The organism is Pseudomonas sp. EGD-AK9 (genome assembly GCF_000465935.2).
Classification (GTDB): Bacteria; Pseudomonadota; Gammaproteobacteria; order Pseudomonadales; family Pseudomonadaceae; genus Aquipseudomonas.
This window is the reverse complement of record NZ_AVOF01000462.1, coordinates 16,639-41,199: the sequence shown is the minus strand read 5'-3', so window position 1 is coordinate 41,199 and position 24,561 is coordinate 16,639. Positions and strand designations below refer to the sequence as shown.

The 24,561-nt window shown below is 60.4% G+C and carries 18 protein-coding genes and 1 tRNA gene; 5 read left to right on the top strand and 14 right to left on the bottom strand.

Annotated features, from left to right (window positions below; all coding sequences use genetic code 11):
• From N878_RS18750 to N878_RS18740, 3 genes are all read left to right on the top strand, one after another.
• The coding region (locus N878_RS18750) for an HlyD family secretion protein (protein ID WP_021445116.1) at window positions 1–547 on the top strand (547 nt) is incomplete at its 5' end.
• A gap of 49 nt (window positions 548–596) precedes the next feature.
• The gene (locus N878_RS18745) at window positions 597–2,087 is read left to right on the top strand and encodes an MDR family MFS transporter (RefSeq protein WP_177342911.1); all 1,491 of its coding nucleotides are present in this window, start codon (window positions 597–599) and stop codon (window positions 2,085–2,087) included.
• 43 nt (window positions 2,088–2,130) lie between these two features.
• Complete coding sequence (locus N878_RS18740; RefSeq protein WP_021445114.1) at window positions 2,131–3,021, top strand: EamA family transporter; 891 nt, start codon at window positions 2,131–2,133, stop codon at window positions 3,019–3,021.
• A gap of 70 nt (window positions 3,022–3,091) precedes the next feature.
• Here the strand turns inward: N878_RS18740 and uvrB are convergent, their stop codons facing one another.
• Window positions 3,092–5,107: an excinuclease ABC subunit UvrB gene (gene uvrB / locus N878_RS18735; protein ID WP_021445113.1), complete on the bottom strand. Its 2,016-nt coding sequence runs from the start codon at window positions 5,105–5,107 to the stop codon at window positions 3,092–3,094.
• 236 nt (window positions 5,108–5,343) lie between these two features.
• On the opposite strand from uvrB, the gene N878_RS18730 reads away from it, so the two are divergent.
• Window positions 5,344–6,540: an amino acid aminotransferase gene (locus N878_RS18730; RefSeq protein WP_021445112.1), complete on the top strand. Its 1,197-nt coding sequence runs from the start codon at window positions 5,344–5,346 to the stop codon at window positions 6,538–6,540.
• A gap of 257 nt (window positions 6,541–6,797) precedes the next feature.
• Window positions 6,798–6,873, top strand: a tRNA-Asn gene (locus N878_RS18725).
• Window positions 6,874–7,196: 323 nt separating this feature from the next.
• Here N878_RS18725 and N878_RS18720 read toward each other — a convergent pair.
• From N878_RS18720 to N878_RS18665, 13 genes are all read right to left on the bottom strand, one after another.
• Window positions 7,197–7,520, bottom strand: a complete 324-nt coding sequence (locus N878_RS18720; RefSeq protein ID WP_021445111.1) for a helix-hairpin-helix domain-containing protein — start codon at window positions 7,518–7,520, stop codon at window positions 7,197–7,199.
• Window positions 7,521–7,606: 86 nt separating this feature from the next.
• Window positions 7,607–9,607 (bottom strand): nucleoside-diphosphate sugar epimerase/dehydratase, encoded by a 2,001-nt coding sequence (locus N878_RS18715; protein WP_031303488.1) that lies wholly within the window; start codon window positions 9,605–9,607, stop codon window positions 7,607–7,609.
• Window positions 9,608–9,696: 89 nt separating this feature from the next.
• On the bottom strand, window positions 9,697–10,704 hold the full coding sequence (locus N878_RS18710; protein ID WP_021445109.1) for a glycosyltransferase family 4 protein: 1,008 nt from the start codon (window positions 10,702–10,704) through the stop codon (window positions 9,697–9,699).
• Window positions 10,704–11,660 carry an SDR family oxidoreductase gene (locus tag N878_RS18705; RefSeq protein ID WP_021445108.1) on the bottom strand — a complete coding sequence of 319 codons (957 nt, stop codon included), beginning with the start codon at window positions 11,658–11,660 and terminating at the stop codon, window positions 10,704–10,706. The genes N878_RS18710 and N878_RS18705 overlap by 1 nt, the downstream gene beginning before the upstream one ends.
• Window positions 11,660–12,832: a glycosyltransferase family 4 protein gene (locus N878_RS18700; protein ID WP_021445107.1), complete on the bottom strand. Its 1,173-nt coding sequence runs from the start codon at window positions 12,830–12,832 to the stop codon at window positions 11,660–11,662. Before N878_RS18700 ends, N878_RS18705 begins: the two co-directional genes overlap by 1 nt.
• A gap of 202 nt (window positions 12,833–13,034) precedes the next feature.
• Complete coding sequence (locus N878_RS18695; protein WP_051365825.1) at window positions 13,035–14,186, bottom strand: glycosyltransferase family 4 protein; 1,152 nt, start codon at window positions 14,184–14,186, stop codon at window positions 13,035–13,037.
• 197 nt (window positions 14,187–14,383) lie between these two features.
• The gene (gene cysC / locus N878_RS26980) at window positions 14,384–14,986 is read right to left on the bottom strand and encodes an adenylyl-sulfate kinase (protein ID WP_177342910.1); all 603 of its coding nucleotides are present in this window, start codon (window positions 14,984–14,986) and stop codon (window positions 14,384–14,386) included.
• A gap of 8 nt (window positions 14,987–14,994) precedes the next feature.
• Window positions 14,995–15,471 carry a hypothetical protein gene (locus N878_RS18690; protein ID WP_218186850.1) on the bottom strand — a complete coding sequence of 159 codons (477 nt, stop codon included), beginning with the start codon at window positions 15,469–15,471 and terminating at the stop codon, window positions 14,995–14,997.
• Between the two features lie 92 nt (window positions 15,472–15,563).
• Complete coding sequence (locus N878_RS18685; protein ID WP_021445103.1) at window positions 15,564–17,285, bottom strand: hypothetical protein; 1,722 nt, start codon at window positions 17,283–17,285, stop codon at window positions 15,564–15,566.
• A 49-nt stretch (window positions 17,286–17,334) separates the two neighbouring features.
• Window positions 17,335–18,372, bottom strand: a complete 1,038-nt coding sequence (locus N878_RS18680) for a glycosyltransferase (RefSeq protein WP_156350897.1) — start codon at window positions 18,370–18,372, stop codon at window positions 17,335–17,337.
• Between the two features lie 237 nt (window positions 18,373–18,609).
• Complete coding sequence (locus N878_RS18675) at window positions 18,610–20,538, bottom strand: acyltransferase family protein (RefSeq protein ID WP_021445101.1); 1,929 nt, start codon at window positions 20,536–20,538, stop codon at window positions 18,610–18,612.
• A 50-nt stretch (window positions 20,539–20,588) separates the two neighbouring features.
• Window positions 20,589–23,174: a glycosyltransferase gene (locus N878_RS18670; RefSeq protein ID WP_021445100.1), complete on the bottom strand. Its 2,586-nt coding sequence runs from the start codon at window positions 23,172–23,174 to the stop codon at window positions 20,589–20,591.
• Window positions 23,175–23,241: 67 nt separating this feature from the next.
• The gene (locus N878_RS18665; protein ID WP_031303482.1) at window positions 23,242–24,546 is read right to left on the bottom strand and encodes a nucleotide sugar dehydrogenase; all 1,305 of its coding nucleotides are present in this window, start codon (window positions 24,544–24,546) and stop codon (window positions 23,242–23,244) included.
• Window positions 24,547–24,561: the final 15 nt, after the last annotated feature.

The window sequence follows — 24,561 nt, the reverse complement described above, 5'->3', positions numbered from 1 at the left end:
GGCCGCCGCCGACCTGCAGGCGCAGCGCCAGCAGACCGCGGCGCTGGAGGCCGAGGTGAAACGCCTCGACGCACTGATCCTCGCCGCCGGCGCAGACCTGGAACAGGCCGAGCTGGATCTCGCCCGCACCCGGATCCACGCGCCCATCGGCGGCTTCGTCGGCCAGCGTGCGGCGCGCGAAGGTCAGGTGGTGCAGAGCGGCAGCTACCTGCTGTCGCTGGTGCCGGATCGCGACATCTGGGTGCAGGCCAACTTCAAGGAAACCCAGATCGGCCGCATGCGCCCCGGCCAGCGCGCCGAGCTGGTGTTCGACAGCTACCCCGACACCCCCATCGAGGGCCGCATCGACAGCCTGTTCGCCGCCTCCGGCGCGCAGTTCAGCCTGCTGCCGCCGGACAATGCCACCGGCAACTTCACCAAGGTGGTGCAGCGCATCCCGGTCAAGCTGACCTTCGCCGCCGACCACCCGCTGCAGGGGCTGATCCGCCCCGGCATGTCGGTCGAGGTGCATGTCGACATCCGCGACGACGCCCAGCATGGCGGCTGATGCCCTGTTGCGCCCGACGGCGGAGCCCAGCCGGCGCGACTGGATCGCGGTGATGAGCGCCATGCTCGGCGCCTTCATGGCGGTGCTGGATATCCAGATCACCAACGCCTCGCTCAAGGACATCCAGGGCGCGCTGGCTGCCACCCTCGAGGAAGGCTCGTGGATCTCCACCTCCTACCTGGTCGCCGAGATCATCATGATTCCGCTGACCGCCTGGCTGGTGCAGCTGCTCTCGGCGCGGCGCCTGGCGCTGTGGGTGTCGCTGGGTTTTCTCGCCTCCTCGCTGTTGTGCTCGATGGCCTGGAACCTGGAGAGCATGATCGTCTTCCGCGCCCTGCAGGGCTTCACCGGCGGCGCACTGATCCCGCTGGCCTTCACCCTGACCCTTATCAAGCTACCCGAGCACCACCGCGCCAAGGGCATGGCGCTGTTCGCCATCACCGCCACCTTCGCCCCGTCCATCGGACCCACACTGGGCGGCTGGCTGACCGAGAACTGGGGCTGGCAGTACATCTTCTATATCAACGTGCCGCCAGGCCTGCTGATGATCGCCGGGCTGCTCTACGGCCTGGAGAAGAAGGCGCCGTACTGGCCGCTGCTGCGCACCACCGACTACGCCGGGATCCTCACCCTCGGCCTGGGCCTGGGCTGCCTGCAGGTGATTCTCGAGGAAGGCCACCGCAAGGACTGGCTGGAGTCGAGCCTGATCCAGGGCCTGGGCAGCATCGCCCTGATCAGCCTGGCGCTGTTCGTCATCCTGCAGCTGTCGAAACCCAACCCGCTGATAAACCTCGGCGTGCTGCGCGAGCGCAACTTCGCCCTGGCCAGCATCGCCAGCCTCGGCCTGGGCGTGGGCCTGTACGGTTCGATCTACGTGCTGCCGCTGTACCTGGCGCAGATCCAGGACTACAACGCGCTGCAGATCGGCGAGGTGATCATGTGGATGGGCCTGCCGCAGCTGCTGCTGATTCCGCTGGTGCCCAAGCTGATGACATTCATCTCGCCGAAGTGGCTGTGCGCCCTGGGCTTCGGCCTGTTCGGTGCGGCCAGTTTCGCCTCGGGGGTGCTCGAGCCGAACTTCGCCGGCGAACAGTTCCAGCACATCCAGCTCATCCGCGCGCTCGGCCAGCCGCTGGTGATGGTGACCCTGTCGCTGATCGCCACCGCCTACGTGCTGCCACAGGACGCCGGCTCGGCCTCGAGCCTGTTCAACATCCTGCGCAACCTCGGCGGCGCCATCGGCATCGCCCTGCTCGCGACCCTGCTGGATGCCCGCGCCAAGTTCTATTTCGACTACCTGCGCGAAGCCCTGGTACCGACCAATGCGCAGCTGGACGAGCGCCTGCAACTGCTGACCCAGACGCTCGGCAGCGAGCAGGCGGCGCTGGCCAAGCTCAGCGAAATCGCCCACCAGCAGGCGGCGATCATGGCCTACAATGACGCCTTTCATTTCATCGGCATCGCCCTGGGCCTGAGCATGCTCGCCATGCTACTGACCCGCCGCCTGCCGGCCGGCGCCACAGGCGGCGGCGCTCACTGACCCCACGCGCCCACTGCGGCGCGTTTTTTCGTTGCGGTATTGCATGCTCAAAACCTCCCGCGCCCTGCTGCTGATCGGTGCCTTCGCCACCATCTACATCGGCTGGGGCACCACCTACCTGGCCAACCATTTCCTCCTGCGCGAGCTGCCGCCCTTCGTCATCGGCTGCCTGCGCTTCGCCCTGGCCGGCGGCCTGGCGCTGCTGTGGGTGGCGCTGAGCGGGCAACTGCGCCTGCAGCGCAGCGACTGGGGCGGCGTGCTGATCGGCGGCCTGTCGCTGATCGCGGTCGGCCAGGGCGCGCTGATCTACGCCAACCAGTACCTGCCCACCGGCATGCTGGCGATGCTCTACACCACCCTGCCGCTGTGGAGCGTGGCGCTGGAATGGCTGCTCGGCGAACGCCCGCCGCTCTGGGTGCTGGCCGGCCTGGCGCTGGCCTGCGGCGGCATCGTGCTGCTGATGAACAACGCCCTGGGCAGCGCGGCCAGCGCCGAACAATGGCTGGCCGGCGCCCTGGTGGTGGCGGCGACGCTGATCTGGGCCTGCGGCGTGTGGCTGCTGCGCGGCCGCCCGGCGTTTCGCTCCAGCTGGCTGGGGCTGAGCCTGCAGATGCTGATCGGCGCCCTGCTGCTCGGCCTGTTCGGCCTCTGGCACGGCGACTGGCGAGGCCTGCAGCTGGCCGCCACCTCTAGCCAGGCCTGGCTGTGGCTGGCCTACCTGGTGCTGCCGGTGAGCCTGGGCGTGTACCCGGCCTACTTCTGGCTGCTGCGCGAGGTGCGCCCGAGCCTGGTGGCCACCTTCGCCTTCGTCAACCCCGTGGTGGCGCTGCTGCTGGGTTACCTGTTGCTGGGCGAACAGTTGAGCCTGCTGGCGCTGCTGGCCTGCGCGATCACCCTGGGCGGGGTGATGCTGATCATCTTTGGCCGGCGATAACGGCTCACGTAGCCCGGATGCAATCCGGGGAAATCTCCCGCCTTAACATCCACCCCGGATTGCATCCGGGCTACACCTGCAGCAGGCGCTCGCGCAGCTTGTGGATCTCGTCGCGCAGTTGCGCCGCGGCCTCGAATTCCAGGTCGCGGGCCAGCTGGTACATCTTCTCCTCCAGCTGGCGGATGCGCTTGGCGATCTCGCTCGGCGAACGCAGTTCGCTCTCGTAACGGGCGCTCTCCTCCGCCGCCTTGGCCATGCCCTTGCGCTTGTTGCTGCGCGCGCCGGGCACGGTGGCGCCTTCGAGAATGTCCTGGACGTCCTTCTTAACCCCCTTGGGCACGATGCCATGGGCGGCGTTGAAGGCGATCTGCTTGTCGCGGCGCCGCTCGGTCTCGCCGATGGCGCGCTCCATCGAGCCAGTGATGCGATCGGCATAGAGAATCGCCTTGCCGTTGAGGTTGCGTGCGGCGCGGCCGATGGTCTGGATCAGCGAGCGCTCGCTGCGCAGGAAGCCTTCCTTGTCCGCATCGAGAATCGCCACCAGCGCCACCTCGGGCATGTCCAGGCCCTCGCGCAGCAGGTTGATGCCGACCAGCACGTCGAAGGCGCCGAGACGCAGGTCGCGGATGATCTCCACCCGCTCCACGGTATCGATGTCCGAGTGCAGGTAGCGCACCTTGACGTCGTGATCGCCCAGGTAGTCGGTGAGGTCCTCGGCCATACGCTTGGTCAGGGTGGTGACCAGCACCCGCTCCTCGACCGCCACGCGCAGGCGGATTTCCGACAGCAGGTCGTCGACCTGGGTACGCGCCGGGCGCACCTCCACCTCGGGGTCGACCAGACCGGTGGGGCGCACCACCTGCTCGACCACGCGCCCGGCATGCTCGGCCTCGTAAGGCCCGGGCGTGGCCGAAACGAAGATGGTCTGCGGGCTGGCCGCCTCCCACTCCTCGAAGCGCATCGGCCGGTTGTCCAGCGCCGACGGCAGGCGGAAGCCGTACTCCACCAGGGTTTCCTTGCGCGAACGGTCGCCCTTGTACATGGCACCGACCTGCGGCACCGAGACGTGGGACTCGTCGATCACCAGCAGCGCCTCGTCCGGCAGGTAGTCGTACAGGGTCGGCGGCGGCTCGCCGGGACCGCGCCCGGAGAGGTAGCGCGAGTAGTTCTCGATGCCGTTGCAGTAGCCCAGCTCGAGGATCATCTCCAGATCGAAACGGGTACGCTGCTCCAGGCGCTGCGCCTCCACCAGCTTGCCCGCACCGCGCAGGTAGTCCAGACGCTGCTTGAGCTCGACCTTGATGTTCTCTACCGCACCGAGCAGCGTCTCGCGCGGGGTGACGTAGTGGCTCTTGGGGTAGAAGGTGAAGCGCGGCAGCTTCTTGATCACCTCGCCGGTCAGCGGGTCGAAGGCGCTGATGCTCTCGACTTCATCGTCGAACAGCTCGACGCGGATCGCCTCCAGCTCGGATTCGGCGGGGAACACGTCGATCACGTCGCCACGCACGCGGAAGCTGGCGCGGGCGAAATCCAGGTCGTTGCGCGTGTACTGCAGCTCGGCCAGGCGGCGCAGCAGGTCGCGCTGATCCATTTTGTCGCCGCGGTCGAGGTGCAGCACCATCTTCAGGTACTCCTCGGGGCTGCCCAGGCCGTAGATCGAGGAGACGGTGCAGACCACTATCACGTCCGGCCGCTCGATCAGCGCCTTGGTCGCCGACAGGCGCATCTGCTCGATATGGTCGTTGATCGAGGCATCCTTCTCGATGAAGGTGTCGGACGACGGCACATAGGCTTCCGGCTGGTAGTAGTCGTAGTAGGAGACGAAATACTCCACCGCATTGTTCGGGAAGAACGCCTTGAACTCGCCGTACAGCTGCGCCGCCAGGGTCTTGTTCGGCGCCAGCACCAGGGTCGGGCGCTGCACCTGGGCGATCACGTTGGCGATGGAAAAGGTCTTGCCCGAACCGGTCACGCCGAGCAGGGTCTGGTGCGACAGGCCCGCCTCCAGGCCTTCGACCATCTGCCGGATCGCCTCCGGCTGATCGCCGGCCGGCTTGAAGCGGGTTACCAGTTGAAATTCCGTCATGACTGACCTCGACAAACGGCTGTGACGCGCCCTGACAGACTACGTCAAAGCTGCTAACTGCGGGCGATGGACAAACCCGCTCGAATTACCTGGCGAAAGCCCTTAATTCAGGCGTTTGCGCTGTCGCCCCCTAGACTCAGGGTCGCTATACTAGCGCCCCGTTTACGCGACCCCCTAGCGCGAGTTTTCGGGGTCGCCTGGCCTCCCACCCTCACCTTCGAGCTGCCGCATCCATCATGAGTCTCTTCTCCGCCGTCGAAATGGCTCCGCGCGATCCCATCCTGGGCCTCAACGAAGCGTTCAACGCTGACACCCGCACCACCAAGGTCAACCTCGGCGTGGGCGTCTACTACAACGAGGAGGGGCGAATTCCGCTGCTTCGCGCCGTAGCCGAGGCCGAGAAGGCGCGCATCGAGGCCCACGCACCGCGCGGCTACCTGCCGATCGAAGGCATCGCCGCCTACGACCAGGCGGTGCAGAAACTGCTGTTCGGCGCCAATTCCGCCCTGCTCGAAGGCGGCCGCGTGATCACCACCCAGGCCCTCGGCGGCACCGGCGCGCTGAAGATCGGCGCCGACTTCCTCAAGCGCCTGCTGCCCGACTCGGTAGTGGCCATCAGCGACCCGAGCTGGGAAAACCACCGCGCGCTGTTCGAATCCGCCGGTTTCCCGGTGCAGAACTACCGCTACTACGACGCCTTCAGCAACGGCGTCAACCGCGGCGGCCTGCTCGAAGACCTGCGCAACCTGCCGGCGCGCTCCATCGTCGTGCTGCACGCCTGCTGCCACAACCCGACCGGCGTCGACCTGCAGCTGGACGACTGGAAGGCCGTGCTGGAAGTGCTGCGCGAGCGCGAGCATGTGCCCTTCCTCGACATCGCCTACCAGGGCTTCGGCGACGGCATCGAACAGGACGCCGAAGCGGTACGCCTGTTCGCCGAATCCGGCATGGAGTTCTTCGTTTCCAGCTCCTTCTCCAAGTCCTTCTCGCTGTACGGCGAGCGCGTCGGCGCGCTTTCCATCGTCACCAGCAGCCAGGAAGAAGCCGGGCGCGTGCTGTCGCAGCTCAAGCGCGTGATCCGCACCAACTACTCCAACCCGCCGACCCACGGCGCCACCGTGGTCGCCAGCGTGCTCAACAGCCCCGAGCTGCGCGCCATGTGGGAAGCCGAGCTGGGCGAAATGCGCGAGCGCATCCGCGGCATGCGCCTGGCCATGGTCGAGCAACTGGCCGCCCTGGGCGCCAAGCGCGACTTCGGCTTCGTCGCCGAGCAACGCGGCATGTTCTCCTACTCCGGCCTCACCGTGGAGCAGGTCGAGCGACTGAAGAACGAGTTCGGCATCTACGCCGTCGGCACCGGCCGCATCTGCGTCGCCGCGCTGAACAAAGGCAACCTGGACAGCGTCACCCGCGCGATTCATGCCGTGCTGTAAGCCTCTGCGATAAACAAAAACGCCGGCTCGAAGCCGGCGTTTTTATGCGCCGCACAACAACGCAACTGTAGGAGCGGCTTTCGGCTTTGGCGTCCTGCGTCACTCTACCTCCTGCATCCATGCAGTCGTAGCCGCAATCTGTCGCGACTAAAGCCCTTCCCACGACACCAACGCTGAACGCCCCGAATCCTGGCCACCTAGAAGTCAGTGCAAAGTGTTGACTTCTCTTTTTTAATCAGTAACATACGCGCCATTGTTCCGCGATAGCTCAGTCGGTAGAGCAAATGACTGTTAATCATTGGGTCCCTGGTTCGAGTCCAGGTCGCGGAGCCAAATTTGAGAGCCCAGCCTAACCGCTGGGTTTTTTATTGCCTGTGGACTCTCGCCAGGGACCCTGTCCCAGGTTATTCGCTGCGCTCACCCCTTCGGGGCCGCGCTAAAGCGCGTTCGGCTGGCGCCGTCGAGTCCAGGTCGCGGAGCCAAATTCGAGAACCCAGCCTAACCGCTGGGTTCTTTATTGCCTGTGGACACCTAGCCTAGGGTGCGCCGTGCGCACTGGTAGCACTCGAGAGCCAAGGCCTGGCGCCGACAAAATACGCCCCCTAAAAGCAAAAAGGCCGGTCAAGGACCGGCCCAAATGGCAACGCCGCCAGGCGTCAGTTCACACTCAACTTGTCGCGATTCTTCTCCAGCGTCGCCTGGCCAATCCCCTTGACCTCCAGCAACTCGTCGACCGACGCGAAGTTACCGTGTTCCTCACGGTACGCCACGATCGCCTTGGCCTTGGTCTCGCCGATACCCGCCAGCTCGCGCTGCAGGGTATCCGCATCGGCGGTGTTCAGGTTGACCACGGCCACCTGCGCCACCTGCACGGCAGCCGGCTTGGCGCTTTCGGATTTCGGCGTTTCGGCGGCCACGGCAGCCAGGGAGAGAGAAGCGAGAACAGCGAACAGCAGGGAAGAAAGACGGGCTTTCAGCATGATTATCGTCCTTGTCATTAGTTCATCTGAATGGGACTTCCTCAGTCCACGGACTAAAAACTAGACGCTGATACCCGTCTGTCAAATCAGGAGTCGGAACGCCGCTGCTGATGAATCCAGTCGACGATCTCCCCCTCGGGTCGGTAACCACTCACCGTTTCGCGCAGCAGTTGCCGCACGCGGTCGTAGTCATCGCGCTCCACGGCGCCCAGCAACTCCTGCAACACCCGCTTGTAGACATCCCACGGCAACATTTCCTCGTTGGCCCGCATGATCATCGGATGCTCGGTTTCGCTGACGTTGTCGCCGATCAACAGCTCTTCGTAGAGCTTCTCGCCAGGCCGCAAACCGGTGAACTCGATGGCGATATCGCCATGCGGGCTGCGCTCCGAACGGACACTCAGGCCGCTCAGGTGAATCATCTTCTCGGCCAGATCGAGAATCTTCACCGGCTGCCCCATATCCAGCACGAACACATCGCCGCCCTGCCCCATGGCCCCAGCCTGGATCACCAATTGGGCCGCCTCCGGGATGGTCATGAAGTAGCGGGTAATGTTGGGATGGGTCACGGTCACCGGCCCACCGCGACGGATCTGCTCATGGAAGCGCGGGATCACCGAACCGGACGAGCCCAGCACATTGCCGAAACGCACCATGTTGAAACGCGTCTTGTTGACCCGGTGCACCCCGTCCTCGCCGAACAGCACGGGAGCCGATTCGCGGCTGAGCGCCTGCAGGATCATCTCCGCCAGACGCTTGCTGCTGCCCATCACGTTGGTCGGCCGCACCGCCTTGTCCGTGGAAATCAGCACGAAATGCTCGACACCGGCCTGAATCGCGGCCTGGGCGGCGTACAGGGTGCCCATCACATTGTTAAGCACTCCCTCGGCGATGTTGTGCTCGACCATCGGCACATGCTTGTAGGCCGCCGCGTGGTAAACCGTCGCCACGCGCCAGGTCCGCATCACATCCAGCAAACGCCCGGGATTACGCACCGAGCCCAGGATGGGCACCAGCTGCAAAGACAGGTATTCACGCCGAATACGCTGCTCCAGTTCGGAGTGAATGCTGTAGAGGTTGTATTCCGAATGCTCAAACAGCACCAGCACCCTGGGGCCGCTGGCGACGATCTGCCGGCACAGCTCGGAACCAATCGAGCCACCGGCCCCGGTCACCATCACCACCTGGTCGCGGATGCAGTGTTCCAGCAACGCCTGATTCGGCGGCACCGGATCGCGTCCGAGCAAGTCGGCGATATCGACCTCCTGCAAGTCGTCGACCTTCACCCGCCCGCTTGCCAGGTCCATGAACCCGGGCACCGTGCGGACATGCAGCGGAAAGCCCTCCAGGCACTCGAGGATTTCACGGCGCCGAGCCCGCGACAGCGAGGGTACCGCCAGCAGGATTTCCTGCGCCCCGGTCTCCTCGATCATCTGCTGGATGTGTTTGGGTTTGTAGACCTGCAGGCCGGCGATTATTCGCGTGGCGATGTTGTCGTCGTCATCGACGAACGCCACCGGCTGCATGGAGCGCCCCATGCGCAGGGCGGCAACCAGTTGATTGCCGGCCGCGCCGGCGCCGTAAATGGCAACTTTAGGCAGCAACGGTACATGGCGGGCATTGATAAAGGGCATCTGCCGCGCGGCGACGTACCAATCCCCCATAAAGTAGTGGCGCATCAACAGACGCAGCCCACCAATCATTACCAGGCTCAACCACCAATAGTTGAATACCAGCGAACGAGGCACGACTGCTGGCGGGTCGCGGTGCCAATACACCACGAGAGCGAGCACGAGCGCAGAAACTGTGACTGCCTTGAGTATGGCGATCAGCGCGTCATTGCCGAAATAACGCATTACCGCACGATACATGCCCAAACGGATGAACAGCGGAATCGCGATCACCGGAGCCACAGCAAACAACCAGAAATGATCCCCCAAAGGATCGACTCGCTTGTCGAACCCCAACCGCACGATGAAAGACAACCACAACGCGCCCCAGACCAGCACAATGTCCACGACCACTTGCAGTAACCGCTTATAACGGCGCGGAAGCCTCACCAAGGTGCTACGCAGCTTATCTGTCATCCGTTCCTCGCCATCATCCCCTACACGCCGGCCGGCAATGTCGCACAAGCTTACAACACAAGCCGAGCTTCAGCCCGATGCAATAGGAATTACTCCAACGCCCCAGCACGAAACCACCTAGCCAGCAACAACAGCGGAACATAGGCGAGAAACAAACCCAGAATGCCCTCAAGCCACCCCGTGACGACCAACACCGCCACAGGCAACAGCCACAGCAAATTAAGCACAACCGTAGCCAGGGTCACCGGCAAATGGCCACCCAAACGACGTGAAGCGAATTGATAAGCATGGCTCCGATGCGCCTCATAGACACGCTCCCCCCGAAGCATACGATGCAACAACGTGTAGGTGGCATCGACCACGAACACACCAAGCAGGATCAGCCAACCCCAGAAAAGTTCAGGCATTGTCCAGGCAGCTTGCAGCGCGAGAATGCCCAGGATTATTCCAAGAAAGCCACTGCCCGCATCCCCCATGAAGATACGTGCCGGTGGATAATTCCAGTACAAAAAACCCAACACGGAGAGCGCCAGCAATAGCAGGGGCCAGACCAAAGAGACGTGACCGCCCAACCAATAAAGCAGCGCCCCACCCAAACAGACGCTGATCGCCTCAACGCCGGCAATACCGTCAATGCCATCCATGAAGTTGTAGAGATTCAACAGCCAGACCAACCCGACTGCAGCCAGCACATAGCCGCCCCAACTCAACTCAAGGCGCTCCCCCAGCAGTTCGATCGGCGGCATACCGCCAAGCCAGAACAACGCCCAAGCAGCGCCGCCAAAATGCCCGAGCAGGCGCCAACGTGCGGCGATATGCCCGTGATCGTCGAGAAAGCCCAGCAGCGCAATCCAGCCGCCGCCCCCCAGCAACCCCCACATCAGCGACGAATCTAACGCTCCAAGGACAACCAGTGCCGGTAACCCGGCAAGGAAAGCCAGCACGATGGCCACCCCCCCACCACGTGGCGTCGGGATCGAATGGGAACTTCGGGCATTGGGCACATCCAGCAAGCTCCGCGCCAGCGCGTAATGGCGCACTCCAAAGGTCAACCCCCAGGACAATAGAAGAGTCGCCAGCAACACACCAAGAATCATCAATGCCGGTGCTCCAGATAGTGCGTAACAGTTCGAGCCAGCCCTTCGTCAACAGTCACTGGCGGGTGCCAATCAAGCAGCGCTCGAGTTTTCTCGATATCAACTCGCAACTCGCCACACAAACGCTGCGCGACGCCGGCACGCCCGATCAAACGCAGGGCAGCGCGCAGATATGTAGCCGGAATCGGTAACAGCCATGAGCGCGAACCCAGCAGTCGTGCCAGGCGCTCGGCCAACGCGACAACCGATAGATCGTCATCATCGCTAACCAAGAATGTTTGATTGACAGCGCGCGGATGAGTCAGACAGGTCACCAGCAAGTCGACCAAATTATCCAGCGCAACCAAACTGCGCCGGTTGCGCAATGCGCCAATCGGCAGTGGCAAGCCGCGCCCGAGAGTCCGCATCAACCGCTGAAAATTAGCTTTGACCCCCGGCCCATAAACCAGTGGAGGACGAACCACCACCCACTCCATGCCGTGCTGCTCGCAGAATGCCTGCACAAGCTGCTCCGCCTCCCACTTGGAACGGGCATAAGCATCCTGGGGATTCGCCGCGTCCTGTTCGGAGAAAGGCCTGCCCGGCAGACTGACCTCGCCATTGACCTTGATCGAACTGACCAAGACAAAGCGTCGTACCCCGGCCTGGGCCGCGGCCTTGAGCAAGGCCCGCGTCCCCTCAACGTTGACCGCCCTGAATGCCGCCAGCGGATCCTGCTCGCTCTCCTCCATCACATGCACCCGAGCGGCCGTGTGCACCACCACCTCGACCCCACGCAGCGCCCCGGCAGCGACTCGCCCCTCGGCCAGATCGCCCAGCATCCGCTGCTCGCATTCGCCATTGCCGGGCGCCAGCACGCGCACGCCTGCAATCGCCTGCATACCTTGCTCGTGTTCCAGGCGACCCAGAACAGCCATGCCGACCAGACCACCGGCTCCAGTAACCAACACCTGCATCAGGCCGGCTCCAACAGTTGCAGAATATCCTGCGCCATCTCATTCATGATTCGCTCACGGCCATAGCGCTGGACAAAAGCCGAGCGGTCGGTAAAGCCGATAGGCAGCTGCTCGAAACGCTCAAGTGCAGCCTCCAAGTCGCAGGGAGGGAATACCGAGGCATTGGCGACCTCGGCGCCAATGAACTCCGCGGCATACCCCGCCACCCCCGCCCATATGGGCTTTCCGGTTGCAGCGTACTCGAACAGTTTCGACGGCAGCACTCGCTTGAAGGCAGGGTAATCGTTCAGGTGCAGAAAGAGCACATCGGCTTCGCGATAGAACTCCAACAACTGCTCCCTCGGCACGGGGGGAAGCAGCTCGACATTATCCAGAGCCATCGACCGCAGCGCCTCGCGTAGTGGTTCAAGACGCCCCCCTGCTCCCACGACACGAAAATGCGCACGCCCGCGCAGGCGCCGGGCCAACTCCGGCAGAATCAGGTGCATTCCCTGCCCGTCGCCGAGATTGCCGGCATACAGCACCTGAAGCGGGCCGGCAACCGGGCGCGCACCGGCCTTCTCCATGCACGCTGCGAACCTTACGAAAGCCTCATCCACGCCGTTGGAGAACACGGGAAAACGCAGCGCGGGATAGCGCGGCTGGAAGTACCCGAGAAAACCTTGCGAAACCAGGTTCACTCGCTGTGCACGCCCTATCGCCCAGCGTTCGAGCGCACCGAAGATCCAGCCCAGAGGCATGGCCAGCAAGGCCGGAAAGAGCACCCTCAGGTTCTCGACGAAGATGTCCCTGATATCCAGATAGAGGTGCGTCTTGCGGCGGTAGGCGGCCCAGGCGCCCAATACGGCGGTCATCAGCCGCGACGAGGTGGCCAGCACCAGGTCATAGTCGCAAGCAGCGGTCAAACGGCGCACCCGCCTCGCATAGCGCCAGAACGAGACGGCTTGACCGACGAAGCCCTCGCGCATCTGCGGTAGGTGCACGCGCCGGACATACAAGCCGGGCGATTCCTCGGAGGAGACCACTTCGGTTGCATGACTGGCATAGCGATTGGGCTGGGTCGTCAGCACGTCGATCTGTATATCCGCGCCGGCGTGGCGTCGAAGAGCATCAACCAGAGCACGTGCACGGAAGGAGCCCGCCGATAGATCGGGTGGATAGAAGAAGGTCAACAGCAGTATTCGTTTAGACATACAGACCCGAGCTAACGCAGCAGTCGGCGCCTGCCTGCCAAAGCATGACGTCACTATCCCTCACCATGACGACTCCACTCCTCATGCGCGCTCAATCTCTTTTTTGCTAATGATCCAGGGGCTTCAGGTTCGCAAGCGCGCAAGCTTAACGAACCCTGTCCGAAAGATTGCAGAAAAGTTGCTAGCCCAAGACGCGACGATACAGATCGATCAGCAGATGCTCCTGCATCTCCCAGCTCAGCGCAGCCGCCGCCGCGCGAGCCCGCACCGTATGGTGCTGGCGCAACCCGGCATCCGAGACCATTCGCCTCAGCGCGTCGGCCAAAGCCTCGCTGTTCCCCGCAGGCACCAACAAGCCAAGATCGTGCTGGCGCACGATGCGGCGGATCTCTGGCAGATCGGAGGCGATCACCGGCAGTGCCGCCTGCACATACTCGAACAGCTTGTTGGAGTCGGTCGTGTAGTGATTGAGACAGGTGTTTTCGATGGGCTGCACACCGATATCGGCCGAGGCCGTATAAGACGGCAGATCGGCCAGGGCGACCGTCGGGATGAAGTGCACCCGATCCTCAAGCTGCAGCTCTTTTGCAATCTGCCTCAGACTGGCATCCAGGCGCCCGCCGCCGATAAAGACGAAGTAGGCCTCAGGTACCTGGGCGGCAACCCGAACCAGGCGTTCAAGCCCCCTTCCCTGTTGCACCCCGCCCTGATAGAGCACGATGGGCCAGGACTCGCTCAGCCCCAGTTCCCGCCGGATTCGTTCCGAGGCTTGAGGTTGCTGCTCGCGGGGCCGATTCTGCAACACCAGCGGACGGGCGATGCCGTAGGCTCGGGCAAAGAACTTGGCACGCGCCTCCGTGGTGGTGATGGTACCTTCAGCCCGCGGCATCAGGGCACGCTCCACTATCGCCACAAGCTTTCGAAAGCTGGAATAGCCTTCGCGACTGGTACTGATTTCATGGGCGTCGTACACCAACTTCGCACCGCTCAGTTTCGCCGCCAACCAGGCCGTAGGCAGTACATTGACGTCATGGGCGTGAATGACATCGGCTCGCGCGAACAGCAACCTCCATAAAACTATTACATGCCAACCAAGCCGCGAAAGAACCTGAACAAGAGGCCTTTGTCGATTATCGCGACCTGTGACGCCTGCCGTACGCCATGGCATCAAAGCGGCGCGGCGCACTTCGAGCCCGTCAATCAAGCACTCATGCTCCGGTGTTCTACCTGGTACATGCACAGCATGCACAACCACTCGATAATCTGCCGCATGCAGCGTTTCAGCTTCCTTGAGCACTCTGGCGTCATTGAGAAAGTCGTTCCAGACCAGCATGTGCACTGCAGACGCTTTACTTCCGACCATACTGTTCACGAAAGCTCATCCAATTAAAAAGCCCCATCAGCGACCATGCTAACCACCCTACCGAACAGCTCACCAAGAATTATCTAATGCGCCGTCGCAATGACCATGAGAGCAAATTAGCCACTCGACAATGAGTATTGGCCAACAGCGCAACTTTCGCACTTCAGTCAAGCGTCCAACCTACCCTGTCGCTCCAAAACAGCCTTAAAAATCACATCGGCACATGCGTCAATGCTCATGCACGAGGTATCAACCTGACAGTCCGGTCTGGGCGGAACCTCGTACGACATGTCAACCCCGGTGAAATCCTTCAACGCCCCGGCCCTTGCCTTGGCATACAGCCCCTTAACATCACGCCTCTCACATTCGGCAATCGGTGTAGAGACATAAACCTCTAGATACCGTCCCGCCCCAATAATATTCCTTGCCAATTCGCGATCACGAAGCAATGGAGATATCAGAGAGCAAATGGATACAAGCCCAGCATCATTAAAAAGCTTGGCCACTTCGGCCACTCGACGAATATTTTCGCTGCGCGCCTCTGCGGAAAAGTTCAGGTCGGAACAGAGGCCATGCCTGACATTGTCACCGTCCAGAACAAAAGCGGCTCCCCCATCGGCAACCAGGCGTCGCTCCAAAGCGAATGCAAGGGTTGACTTACCTGCCCCGCTCAGGCCTGTGAACCAGACGGTCAAAGGTCTCTGGCGCATCAAGCGGCAGCGATCCTCCAATGACAGATGACTACCATGCCAACGCAGGTTAGTAGACAAGTTCCACCTCAAACCGATGCATTATGCCTGACCTGCCATTGCCCCAGCGCGCTTTCAAGATCGCCCCTGGCCCCAATCCGCTCCCAAAAATCAGCAAAATCAGCGGCTGCACGCTCCAGAGCAAAATTCATCTTATGCGTTTTGTTCTTGAGAAAGGCCTCGATATTGGAATTTACCGTCTCGCAGTAATCAACACAAAAATCGAGTGGATCGACATCTGCACTTTTCTTGAGCGCCCCCATGAGTATGGAACTCCTGTAGGCCTGCATGATGCCGGAATCATAGCGTTTCAAGAATGAGCGTGCAGTCGCCATGGTGTCGCGAGTTAGATGAACATAAAAAGCATCGTCGCCGTATGCCCGCTCCAATCGCCCAAGCACCCAGGAAAGACGATTATCCGCCTCAATATGCCCGGCCGGGTAAGCAAAACGAGCCGCCCCAACCGCATGACTAAGGCTCTCGTGCGCAGCGGAATAGTTATCCACATGACGGCAGGCCTCAATAAAGGTTACCGATCCACAACGCCCAGTACACAATATGAACACATTACGCAATGACCACCCCTCCAACTAAAATACTAATCAGCCACACTATCCGCAAACGCTTTGTTAATCCGCCCCAGCAAGTCGGCTGCGCCATGGTAGTCCTGCTGTTTACAACTTCTTTCGAAAGCAAAAAGCAGGGCCGCCAATTTCAACTGAGCTACCCTAACCCCTGCCATATCCGAACGCTGGGCTGCTGCTGCCTCATGGGCCTCCGCCAACACCTTCATCGCACGTTCGTCGATGGGCCAACCACTGCCGATCGGTTCAAGCGACCAACGCGCCCAGTGACAGACCAGCACCCGACTGTAGTCGTCCAGCATCACCAGCCCACGACGAATATCCGGATTCACGATAACCATGGGAAGTCCACCGATCAGCTCGCGTATCCGGTCGAAAGACTCCTCGAAACGCAGTAGCTCCTCAAGCTGTGCTGGACTGTCCAGAAGGCAGCGCATGCGCCTCAGTACATCTCGCTCCATACGCTGTACCAGGCAGGCCTTCGAGCGCCGATAAAGCGCCTTCAGCTCCTCGTTCGGCGCACAGGCGAGCAAGGCAGAGCGGGCGACCTCACAGCGAACGGGCCATTTCTTGCCAAGCGCCTGGCGAGCGCTATCCAGCGCAAACACGTGACAATGAAAGCGTCCCCCAACATCCGTCACGCCGAGAAGCCCCAGAGTCGGCAGGTTTGCCTGCCCCACCAGCAAAGTGGCCTCATGCTTGGCCATCGCACTACGGTTGTTCTCGTAGACCTTGACCAGAAAGCAGTCCTCTTTCCCATCCTCACAGGCCACGACACGGTAGGCCACCACGTCGGCCACCCCCAGCTGCAACCAGCGTACAGCCTTGATGACCAGGGAGCGGGAGGTGACATCGCCAAGCGCCCTGCGCAACCACTCATCTCGCGTAGCCGACTCGATTAGTGACCACACACCGTCGAAGCCGTGCCGCGGCGCCTCGATCAAGCGCTGACCATGAAAGAACAGTGCCGATAGCTGACGTCGCCTTTCGACCAGAGCGAGCGCATCGTTGACGAAGCTGACGGAATGTCTGAACAGTTGCCGCAACAGCAAAAGGCAGACCACCGCGACGAGAACGCTGGGGGCCTGCAGCCAGAGAAACTCCGCAACCATGTAACCGAAGCACAGCAGAAAGCCGACGCCTGCGAGCAGAGCGGCGATCTGGCCGCCAGCATTCGTCAAGCGCGCCTGAAAGGTCGGCAGCAGCGCAGCAAGCAGCAAGGATCCAGCCACAGAAACGAGCAGGTAAGCGATGAATACCCACGCCAAGTAGGAGTTCAACCAGAACAGCAGAGGGATGAAGAAAAGCAGGAAAACCAGGCTGGCTAGGCCGCGGGAAAACCGCTGGTAGGCCTTGGCGGCCATCTCATCCTGATTCTCGAACAATACCATCTTGCGACTGCGCGACAGCAGCTTGCCTGACCCGGCGACGATGCATTGGCCAATCAGGCGCTCGGCAAGCAGATGAACCAGAAACAGCAGCATCGCCAGGCCACTTAACGCCAGAATCAGCGACTGCCGGTCAAAAACCTTGAACTGATCAGGGAAATAACGCGGAATCCCGTCGGCCCCCAGCAGCAGGATGACCTTGAGCGGCAGCACGAATGCCAGCAACAAGGCAAGTTGACTGAAAAGAGTCGCCGCCACGCTGAACAGAGTGTACCCAGGCACAACACCGATCAGGCGCCGGCTCAGGCTCATCAGCCAACGCACTGCAGACTGCAAACCGCTTAGCATCGCCACTCCAAGATTGCCTGCCTGAAACGCAAGGATTCGCTGCCGAACATCAGCCAATCACCAGCCGGGCCGCTTCCTCGGCGCCATTCGTCTCGACAGCGGCAAAGATCTCTCCAGACCGGATGCGTTGGCGCAGCCTGGAAACCGCCCCCAGCAATGCCGCCTCGGAAAAGTCGCTGATGCACTCACAGGGCCCCATGGCGGACGCTAAAGCTGCTCGCAGCACTTGATCATCGGCCTGAGTCGCTTGATTCGGCAGGAAAATGGCCGGCAGATTGAGGCCTACCGCCTCGCACACCGAGTTGTACCCGGCAGCCAGCACTGCGAAATCGAAGCCAGCGAAGTAACGGCTATTGGGATAGTCGACAATTTCTCGATCAGCCTCATCGCACCGCTCGGGCCGCAACGCGATAGGAGACTGACCAACCACGACCTGATAGCCCTCCCGACGCAATGCCAGCACCACGCGACCCTGCAAGTCGGCGATACCGTTGATATTGCCCGCGCCCAACTGCACATATATACGAGGGCGAAGCGGATCCAGACGCAAGCGAGTGCACACCTCGTCAGGAGACAGCAGAGCACCACGCGCCATGCCGATTATGGGCGCAACGACGGAAACCTCCGACCGTTCCGCCTTCCCATCCCCAGCCTCGCCAAACTCTGCTGGCACTATGACCCTGTCAAACAGGGCCAACTGCTCGTTCATCCGACGCTGATCAATAGACGCCTTGTAGAGACCGCGCTTGATCCACACAAGACGTATCGCCCGAAAGCGCCGCATCACCCGCTGCAGGCCGATATAAGGCGCACTGCCATCGAATACCAGCGTGGAGACACGATGAGTCGTCAGTGCGTCTGCGACAGAGCGATAAAACAGGCGATTCCAGGCGACGGTGCTACCGCCCAACAGACTAGCAGGAGGCACGTGATGACAAACGAAGCCTTCTCGATAGACCAGATGTACCGCGATGCTGGTGGTCAGAAAGACGATGCGGGCCTCCGGCTTCTGCCTGCGAAGTTCCTTTGCCACTGCAAGGGCGCGACTGACATGGCCAAGGCCAGCCCCATTGATCGGCAGGAACAAGTAGGTGTCTCGCGCCGGCCTCCACAAGACAGGAAGCAGAGCACCGGAAGCGACCCAGGCCCAGCTCAAAAAACGCATAATTTGAGGTTTTATCAACACCGATCCATAACTCGTTGCAAAGACCCGCTGCCGTCATCCGCAGATAAAGGGCAAATTAAGTTGTCACTCACCTGGGCATACGCCCTGCAAGGCGACAGGGCTGTGCCGCTGGTGCCACAGCCCATCTAGCTTGAGCATTTATAGCGGAGCACCGGCTTCTTTGAGTCTGCTCACCCAGTAAATCGCTCCCGGCGGCGATAAGTGATGCGTATCCCTGAAACTGATACGCCCCTTATCATCAGAGAACTCGCACACCCCCTCGGCACACTGAACGGTGTGTACCGGAATATAGTTTTTCGACAGCGCGGCCAATTTCTCGCTATAGCGGAGTTCCGCCCTGATGGCACGCTCATCGGATTTACAGCGTGCGCGAAGCATGCTGTCGGTAAGCAGGTAGTTCGGCACCGAATAGCATTGCGCAAGCTCCACGCCGGGACGAATGAAATCCCCGAGAACATAGGCAACATGCCCATACTGCTCAAGCCGAGCCACATGCAGATTATTAATTGTCGAAACCTGCTCCGGCTTGTTTCGCTTGGCATTTGATATATAAACTACAACATCGCCTTTGTAATTCTTGGCCCAGCGCAGAAATGCCTTGTTCCGTTCGACACACTCATCCGTCAATTTTTGCGACGGAAACTTTCGAACCAAACCTTTAAACCCACTTTGCGAGATGCAACCACTGAGGTAAGCAACTGCAATGTTAGATTCCGGGAATGCCTCGGAAATACCCGCCACCAAATGCAACGCATGACTATCGCCCCAAACGACAACCGTATGCTTGGAACCGCGATCATTCTGACAAGTAAAAATAGGCTTGGGAAACCCTTTCAAGCTATCGGAACAGTACTGTTGGCGTTCGAGTTTCCGCCACTCCGCGTTGCTCAGCGCGACACGATGCTCAGGCACTCGGCCATCGACATTCTTGAGCAGCAACACTGCAACGACTGAAACGACCAAGGCAAGGAATATGGCTCCACGAGAAACCAAGGCCGCCACCCCGGAAGCCGAATCACGAGCAGGCACCTGACGGAAGCGATTCTCGACCAAGGTATTCAGTGCATATCCCAGAACGAACATCGCAATCAGCAATACCCCGACAGCAACGCTATCCAGTTCGCCAAACAATGCCTTGTAGTAAACAATCAGCGGCCAGTGCACCAGATACAGTGAGTAGCTGATCCCGCCGATGAAAACCATCACGGGGTTAGCCAGGAGCAAACCCGCCACTCTCGACTTGCCGGCAAAGGCAATGATAAGAGCGGAAAGAAGAGCCACCCACAGAGCGTTGTAATAAGGAAAAACACTGCGCTCGGTGAGAGATGCCATCAGAAAGCATAGGCCCATCAAAGCGCCCAAGGTGATGACATCGGCAACGATGGGCCTGGCCATCAGCAACCGCGGCCGCATGAACACCAGCAGCGCGCCTAGGCCAAACTCGAAGATACGGAACGGCATCAGATAGAACGCCGTCGAGTTGCCATCGAGAAAACCCGAGCGCCATCCGTTCGCGTCCGCCAGACGATCGCCAACATCATAGGACATGAACAGTGCATTAAGCCCGAAAGACAAGATGCTCAATACGATAAGCGCAGTGATGACGCTGCGCCTACCGTAATAACGCAGCATACACAGTATCAGCAACGGCCAAACCAGGTAAAACTGCTCTTCTACACCCAGCGACCAAGTATGCAACAGCGGCTTGACCGAAGACTCGGTATCGAAATAGCCAACCTGCGACCAGAAATAGAAATTGGAAACGCTGAAGAACGCCGCCAGCGTTGAATCGAGCAGCAGTTCGAAGCGCTCCTGGGAAAATATCAGAAAGCCGCCCAGCACCGTGAACAGGCAGGTCACCAGCATCGACGGAAACAGCCGGCGGATTCGACGCCGGTAGAAATCGGAGAGGCTGATATCCCCGGTGGCGTCATGCTCGCGCAGCAAAAGCCCGGTAATCAGGTAGCCGCTGATAACAAAAAATACATCGACCCCAACAAAACCACCGGGCAACCAACTGATACTGAGGTGAGCGAGAATCACGGCCATCACCGCGATGGCCCGCATGCCCTGAATTTCCTTACTGAATCCCATTTCTTGTCAAACTCGTATAAGGCTTATTCATCAAGCAGTGCTTGATGGCAGGCAATATTTTTCTGCACATCGCTTAAGGGCACGAGCATTGCCTCCGGCGCCATAAATTTCCGTTCCACATGCGGAAAGGGCAGCATGGCACTCTCCTTATTTACCCCAGCATGCCATTGCACAAACGCCTCCTTAAATTTCTTGCGCGCTGGCGAAACTCCATTAGTCTTGGAAACTCCAAACTCCGGATTGTTTGTTAGATTAGTATCCAGATCAAGGCAGAACATGCCGACATGACTCACGCGCCTAAATTGCTCACCCATCACTTTCTCGGCGCGAGCGATCAACTCACTATCCGCTCCAAAGCGCACACTATCCCAACCGCCTAGCACATCACGCAAATAGCCAGAGTCAATCAACAGAGATATAGATGCAACCCTGCAGGCACCATCTTTTGAGAACGGCCCAATTCGCGAAAACCAACTGAACTCGCCCTCAGAATTCATTCTTACCATATCGGAGAGCGTAGCAAGTACTTGCCCATTACTGAGCAGAATCGTAGCCATATCCCGCTCCAAACGCTGCGGATGCGACCAGTCATCGGCATCCTGCCCTGTGATGTAGTCGCCTTTGGCCAGGCGCAGGGCCAGATTCTTGGACACATAGGGCCCGACATTGGCGGCGTTGCGTAGCGCCAGCACGCGCGAGTCCTGCGCGGCAATCTGCTGCGCGATCTCCCAGGTAGCGTCCGAGCTGCAGTCATCGACGATGATCAGCTGCAGGTTGCGCCAGGTCTGATCCAGAATCGACTGAGCGGCATGCCTCAAGGTGGCCTCGGCATTGAATGCCGGCATGATTACGCTGATCAGCGGCCCCTCGACCGGGGCCAGTGGCTCGATCACGCACAAACGGGAAAAGCGCGGGCCGGCAGCCGCTGACAGGCTGACGGGTGCCAGTTGAAAGGGAGCCAGGTAGGCGTTGAAGTACCCGAGCCAGTCCTTCTCCGAATGCAGGCAGGCATTCGCGCGCAGAATGTTTAGTCCGGGCCGCTGGATGTCATCGACACTATCTTCAGCGAACTGCAGTGCGGCTTGATAACCCCGCTCGTCGGCGATCTGCGAGGCAACCCAGAGCACGGAATTTTTCTTCACACCTCGGACGACTTTCTGCAGTGCCACGGAGCAAGTCGCGAGATCAAAAGCATTCGCCCCTCGCGAATCCTCGGCAGCCCTCGCCTTCTCCGCCCCCTTGAAGCGCTGCGAGGCATACGCCTGGTACTCGACCACGTCCGGGTTGCCGCTGCCGGCATGACGACGCATGACCCGCTGAATCGCGAGGGGCATCTTCGCCCATCCGGCAACGCTGCGAGTCTGCCGGTAGAACGCCATGCCAAGCTGGTAGACCAGGGACTTGTAGACGAGCTTATGCTGCCTGGCCAACTCCATCACTTCGGCTCTCAGGGCATTGCGCTCATGGGTGATCGCATCAACCTGCTGCTTCGCGTCCTTCAGCTCCTGCGCCAGCTTGTCGTTGATCTGCCTCTGTGTCCCGAGAGTCTCCTGCCCCTTGTCCGCAGCCTGCAACGCAGCCTCCAGAAGCTGGTTCTGCTCGGACAGACGCAGCTTTTCATCAGCGAGCTGCTGCTTGAGCGACACGACCTCTCTCTCAAAGCTCTTGCACTGCACACTCGCTTCAGCAGCTTTTACCTTCAGTTCCTCAAGGCTGCGCTCCCTAAGACGAAAGAACGAGTCGAGCAAAGACTGCACCAGCTCGTCGTTCTGGTCTTGCTGCACGCCTTGCAGCACGCTTTTCACACGCCGCTCTATCTCTTGCCCCGCCCATTCACCCACAGTATTCATGGAGGCTTCTTCACAACCGTTCAGAGACATTGGCTTCTTCGCAAAATGGAACAGGGCAGGGCCATGGCGTACATTGCTGAGCATCTGATGCGAGCATTCCCCCCCGAGAAGCTCGCCCCAGCGGCCGAGAATCTGCTGCTCCTCTTCACGACCCGCGTCGTCGAGCAACACCAGCGTGAACTCGTTGCAGTAGTCGCGCAGGTGGGGTATGGCGGGATAGCGGGCGTGATGGTTGGTCGCGGCAGGCGGACCATCGACAAGCAGCAGATCGAGCCCCCCGCACCCGATCATATGATCGATCAGGTCATAGGGAAGGTCGTACCAGCGGTAGGCCTGGCCATCGAGCTGGATCTCCTCGAGAGGCGCGTAAAGCAACTCAACGTGATCCTGCAGATCACAGAGCTGCAACAGGGCGCGGGTCTTCTCGAGGTATGCATGGTCGTGCTCGAACGACAGAAACCGCCCGCCCCCCATCCGCTTCAATGCCGCCGCAATCACCAGCGTGGAGGTACCAGAGCCCAGTTCAATGATCTTTTCGGGACGAGTGGTAACGACATGCTGGAATAGCCACCAGGCGAATTCGGGCGCGATAGACCAACTGGTCATCGCCGCCAAAGGTTCGGGCCGCTGGAAAACATGCTGCATCAGCAGCTGTTGGTATAACGCATCCAGCCGAATGTCATTTACCGACTCGCGCAACTCCTTGCGAAAGGAACTGCGTAACTTATCGAGCTGCCTGCTTATATCCTGACTCGCCATTGAAAAGTCTCTGGTTTTACACAATAACGCCCGCTACCCATAGAGAAAGCGGGCTCACGAACATCGATCAGGCCTTGACTACGTTTTCCGCCGGCTCCAGGTAGCGCCCTCGCGAATCCACGATCAGTTGCGCATGAGTCTTGAGCATCTGGTAGTCGACACTGTCGTGGTCGGTGGCGACCAGCACGCAGTCATAACCGGCGACGCTCTCGGCAGTCAGTTCAACGCTGCTGAGTTCGAAATGATGTTCGCGCATCTTCGGGAATACCGGCACATGGGAGTCGCTGTACTGCACGTCCGCTCCCAGATCACGCAGGCGCTCCATAATGAAGACCGAGGGCGACTCGCGCATGTCATCGACGTTCTTCTTGTAAGCGATCCCGAGTACCAGTACGCGACTGCCGTTCACCGATTTCTTACGCTGGTTGAGCGCAGAGGCGAGTTTGCCGACCACGTAATCCGGCATGGCCGAGTTGACCTCGCCAGCCAGTTCGATGAAGCGGGTGTGCAGACCATACTCGCGCGCCTTCCAGGTCAGGTAGAACGGGTCAATGGGAATGCAGTGACCGCCCAGACCAGGTCCCGGGTAGTAGGGGACGAAGCCGAAGGGCTTGGTCGCGGCTGCACGAATCACCTCGTGGATGTCGATGCCCATCTTGTCGGCAACGATCTTCATTTCGTTGACCAGACCGATATTGACCGCGCGGTGAATGTTCTCAAGCAGCTTGGTCATTTCCGCAGCACGGGTGCTGGAAACCGGCACCACGCGGTCGATGACCTGCCCATAGAGCGCCATACCCACTTCCTGGCACGCCGGGGTATGACCGCCACAGACCTTGGGAATGGTGCGTGTGGTGAAATTCGGATTGCCCGGATCTTCACGCTCGGGCGAGTAGACCAGAAACACATCCTGGCCCACCTTGAAGCCGCGCGATTCGATACGCGGCAGCAATTCTTCATCGGTAGTGCCTGGGTAAGTGGTGCTTTCCAGGGACACGACCTGACCGGCACGGAGATGGGGTACCAGCGAATCAGTGGTATCCAGCACGAAACTCAGATCCGGCTCACGATATTTGTTGAGCGGTGTGGGCACACAAAGGATCAGAGCATCGACATCGGCGGCACGTGCAAAGTCGGTCGTCGCCTCGAAACCCCGCCCAACGGCGCGCGCAATCGCCTCAGCGGGGATGTGCTCGATATAACTCTTGCCTTGGGCGATGCAGTCGATCTTGGACTGATCGATATCGAAACCAACCACTCTATACCCAACTTCTGCGTAACGAAGTACCAACGGCAACCCGACGTAACCCAAACCGACAATACCGATGCTAGCGGTGCGCTCGTTCAAGCGACCAAGAAGTTGCTGCTTCATTAAGAATGACTCCTA

Coding starts and splice junctions, on each gene's coding strand:
- N878_RS18740 (WP_021445114.1), top strand. CDS start 2,131: ATGCTCAAAACCTCCCGCGCCCTGCTGCTGATCGGTGCCTTCGCCACC.
- uvrB (WP_021445113.1), bottom strand. CDS start 5,107: ATGACGGAATTTCAACTGGTAACCCGCTTCAAGCCGGCCGGCGATCAG.
- N878_RS18730 (WP_021445112.1), top strand. CDS start 5,344: ATGAGTCTCTTCTCCGCCGTCGAAATGGCTCCGCGCGATCCCATCCTG.
- N878_RS18720 (WP_021445111.1), bottom strand. CDS start 7,520: ATGCTGAAAGCCCGTCTTTCTTCCCTGCTGTTCGCTGTTCTCGCTTCT.
- N878_RS18715 (WP_031303488.1), bottom strand. CDS start 9,607: ATGACAGATAAGCTGCGTAGCACCTTGGTGAGGCTTCCGCGCCGTTAT.
- N878_RS18710 (WP_021445109.1), bottom strand. CDS start 10,704: ATGATTCTTGGTGTGTTGCTGGCGACTCTTCTATTGTCCTGGGGGTTG.
- N878_RS18705 (WP_021445108.1), bottom strand. CDS start 11,660: ATGCAGGTGTTGGTTACTGGAGCCGGTGGTCTGGTCGGCATGGCTGTT.
- N878_RS18695 (WP_051365825.1), bottom strand. CDS start 14,186: ATGCTGGTCTGGAACGACTTTCTCAATGACGCCAGAGTGCTCAAGGAA.
- N878_RS18685 (WP_021445103.1), bottom strand. CDS start 17,285: ATGCTAAGCGGTTTGCAGTCTGCAGTGCGTTGGCTGATGAGCCTGAGC.
- N878_RS18675 (WP_021445101.1), bottom strand. CDS start 20,538: ATGCGGGCCATCGCGGTGATGGCCGTGATTCTCGCTCACCTCAGTATC.
- N878_RS18670 (WP_021445100.1), bottom strand. CDS start 23,174: ATGGCGAGTCAGGATATAAGCAGGCAGCTCGATAAGTTACGCAGTTCC.
- N878_RS18665 (WP_031303482.1), bottom strand. CDS start 24,546: ATGAAGCAGCAACTTCTTGGTCGCTTGAACGAGCGCACCGCTAGCATC.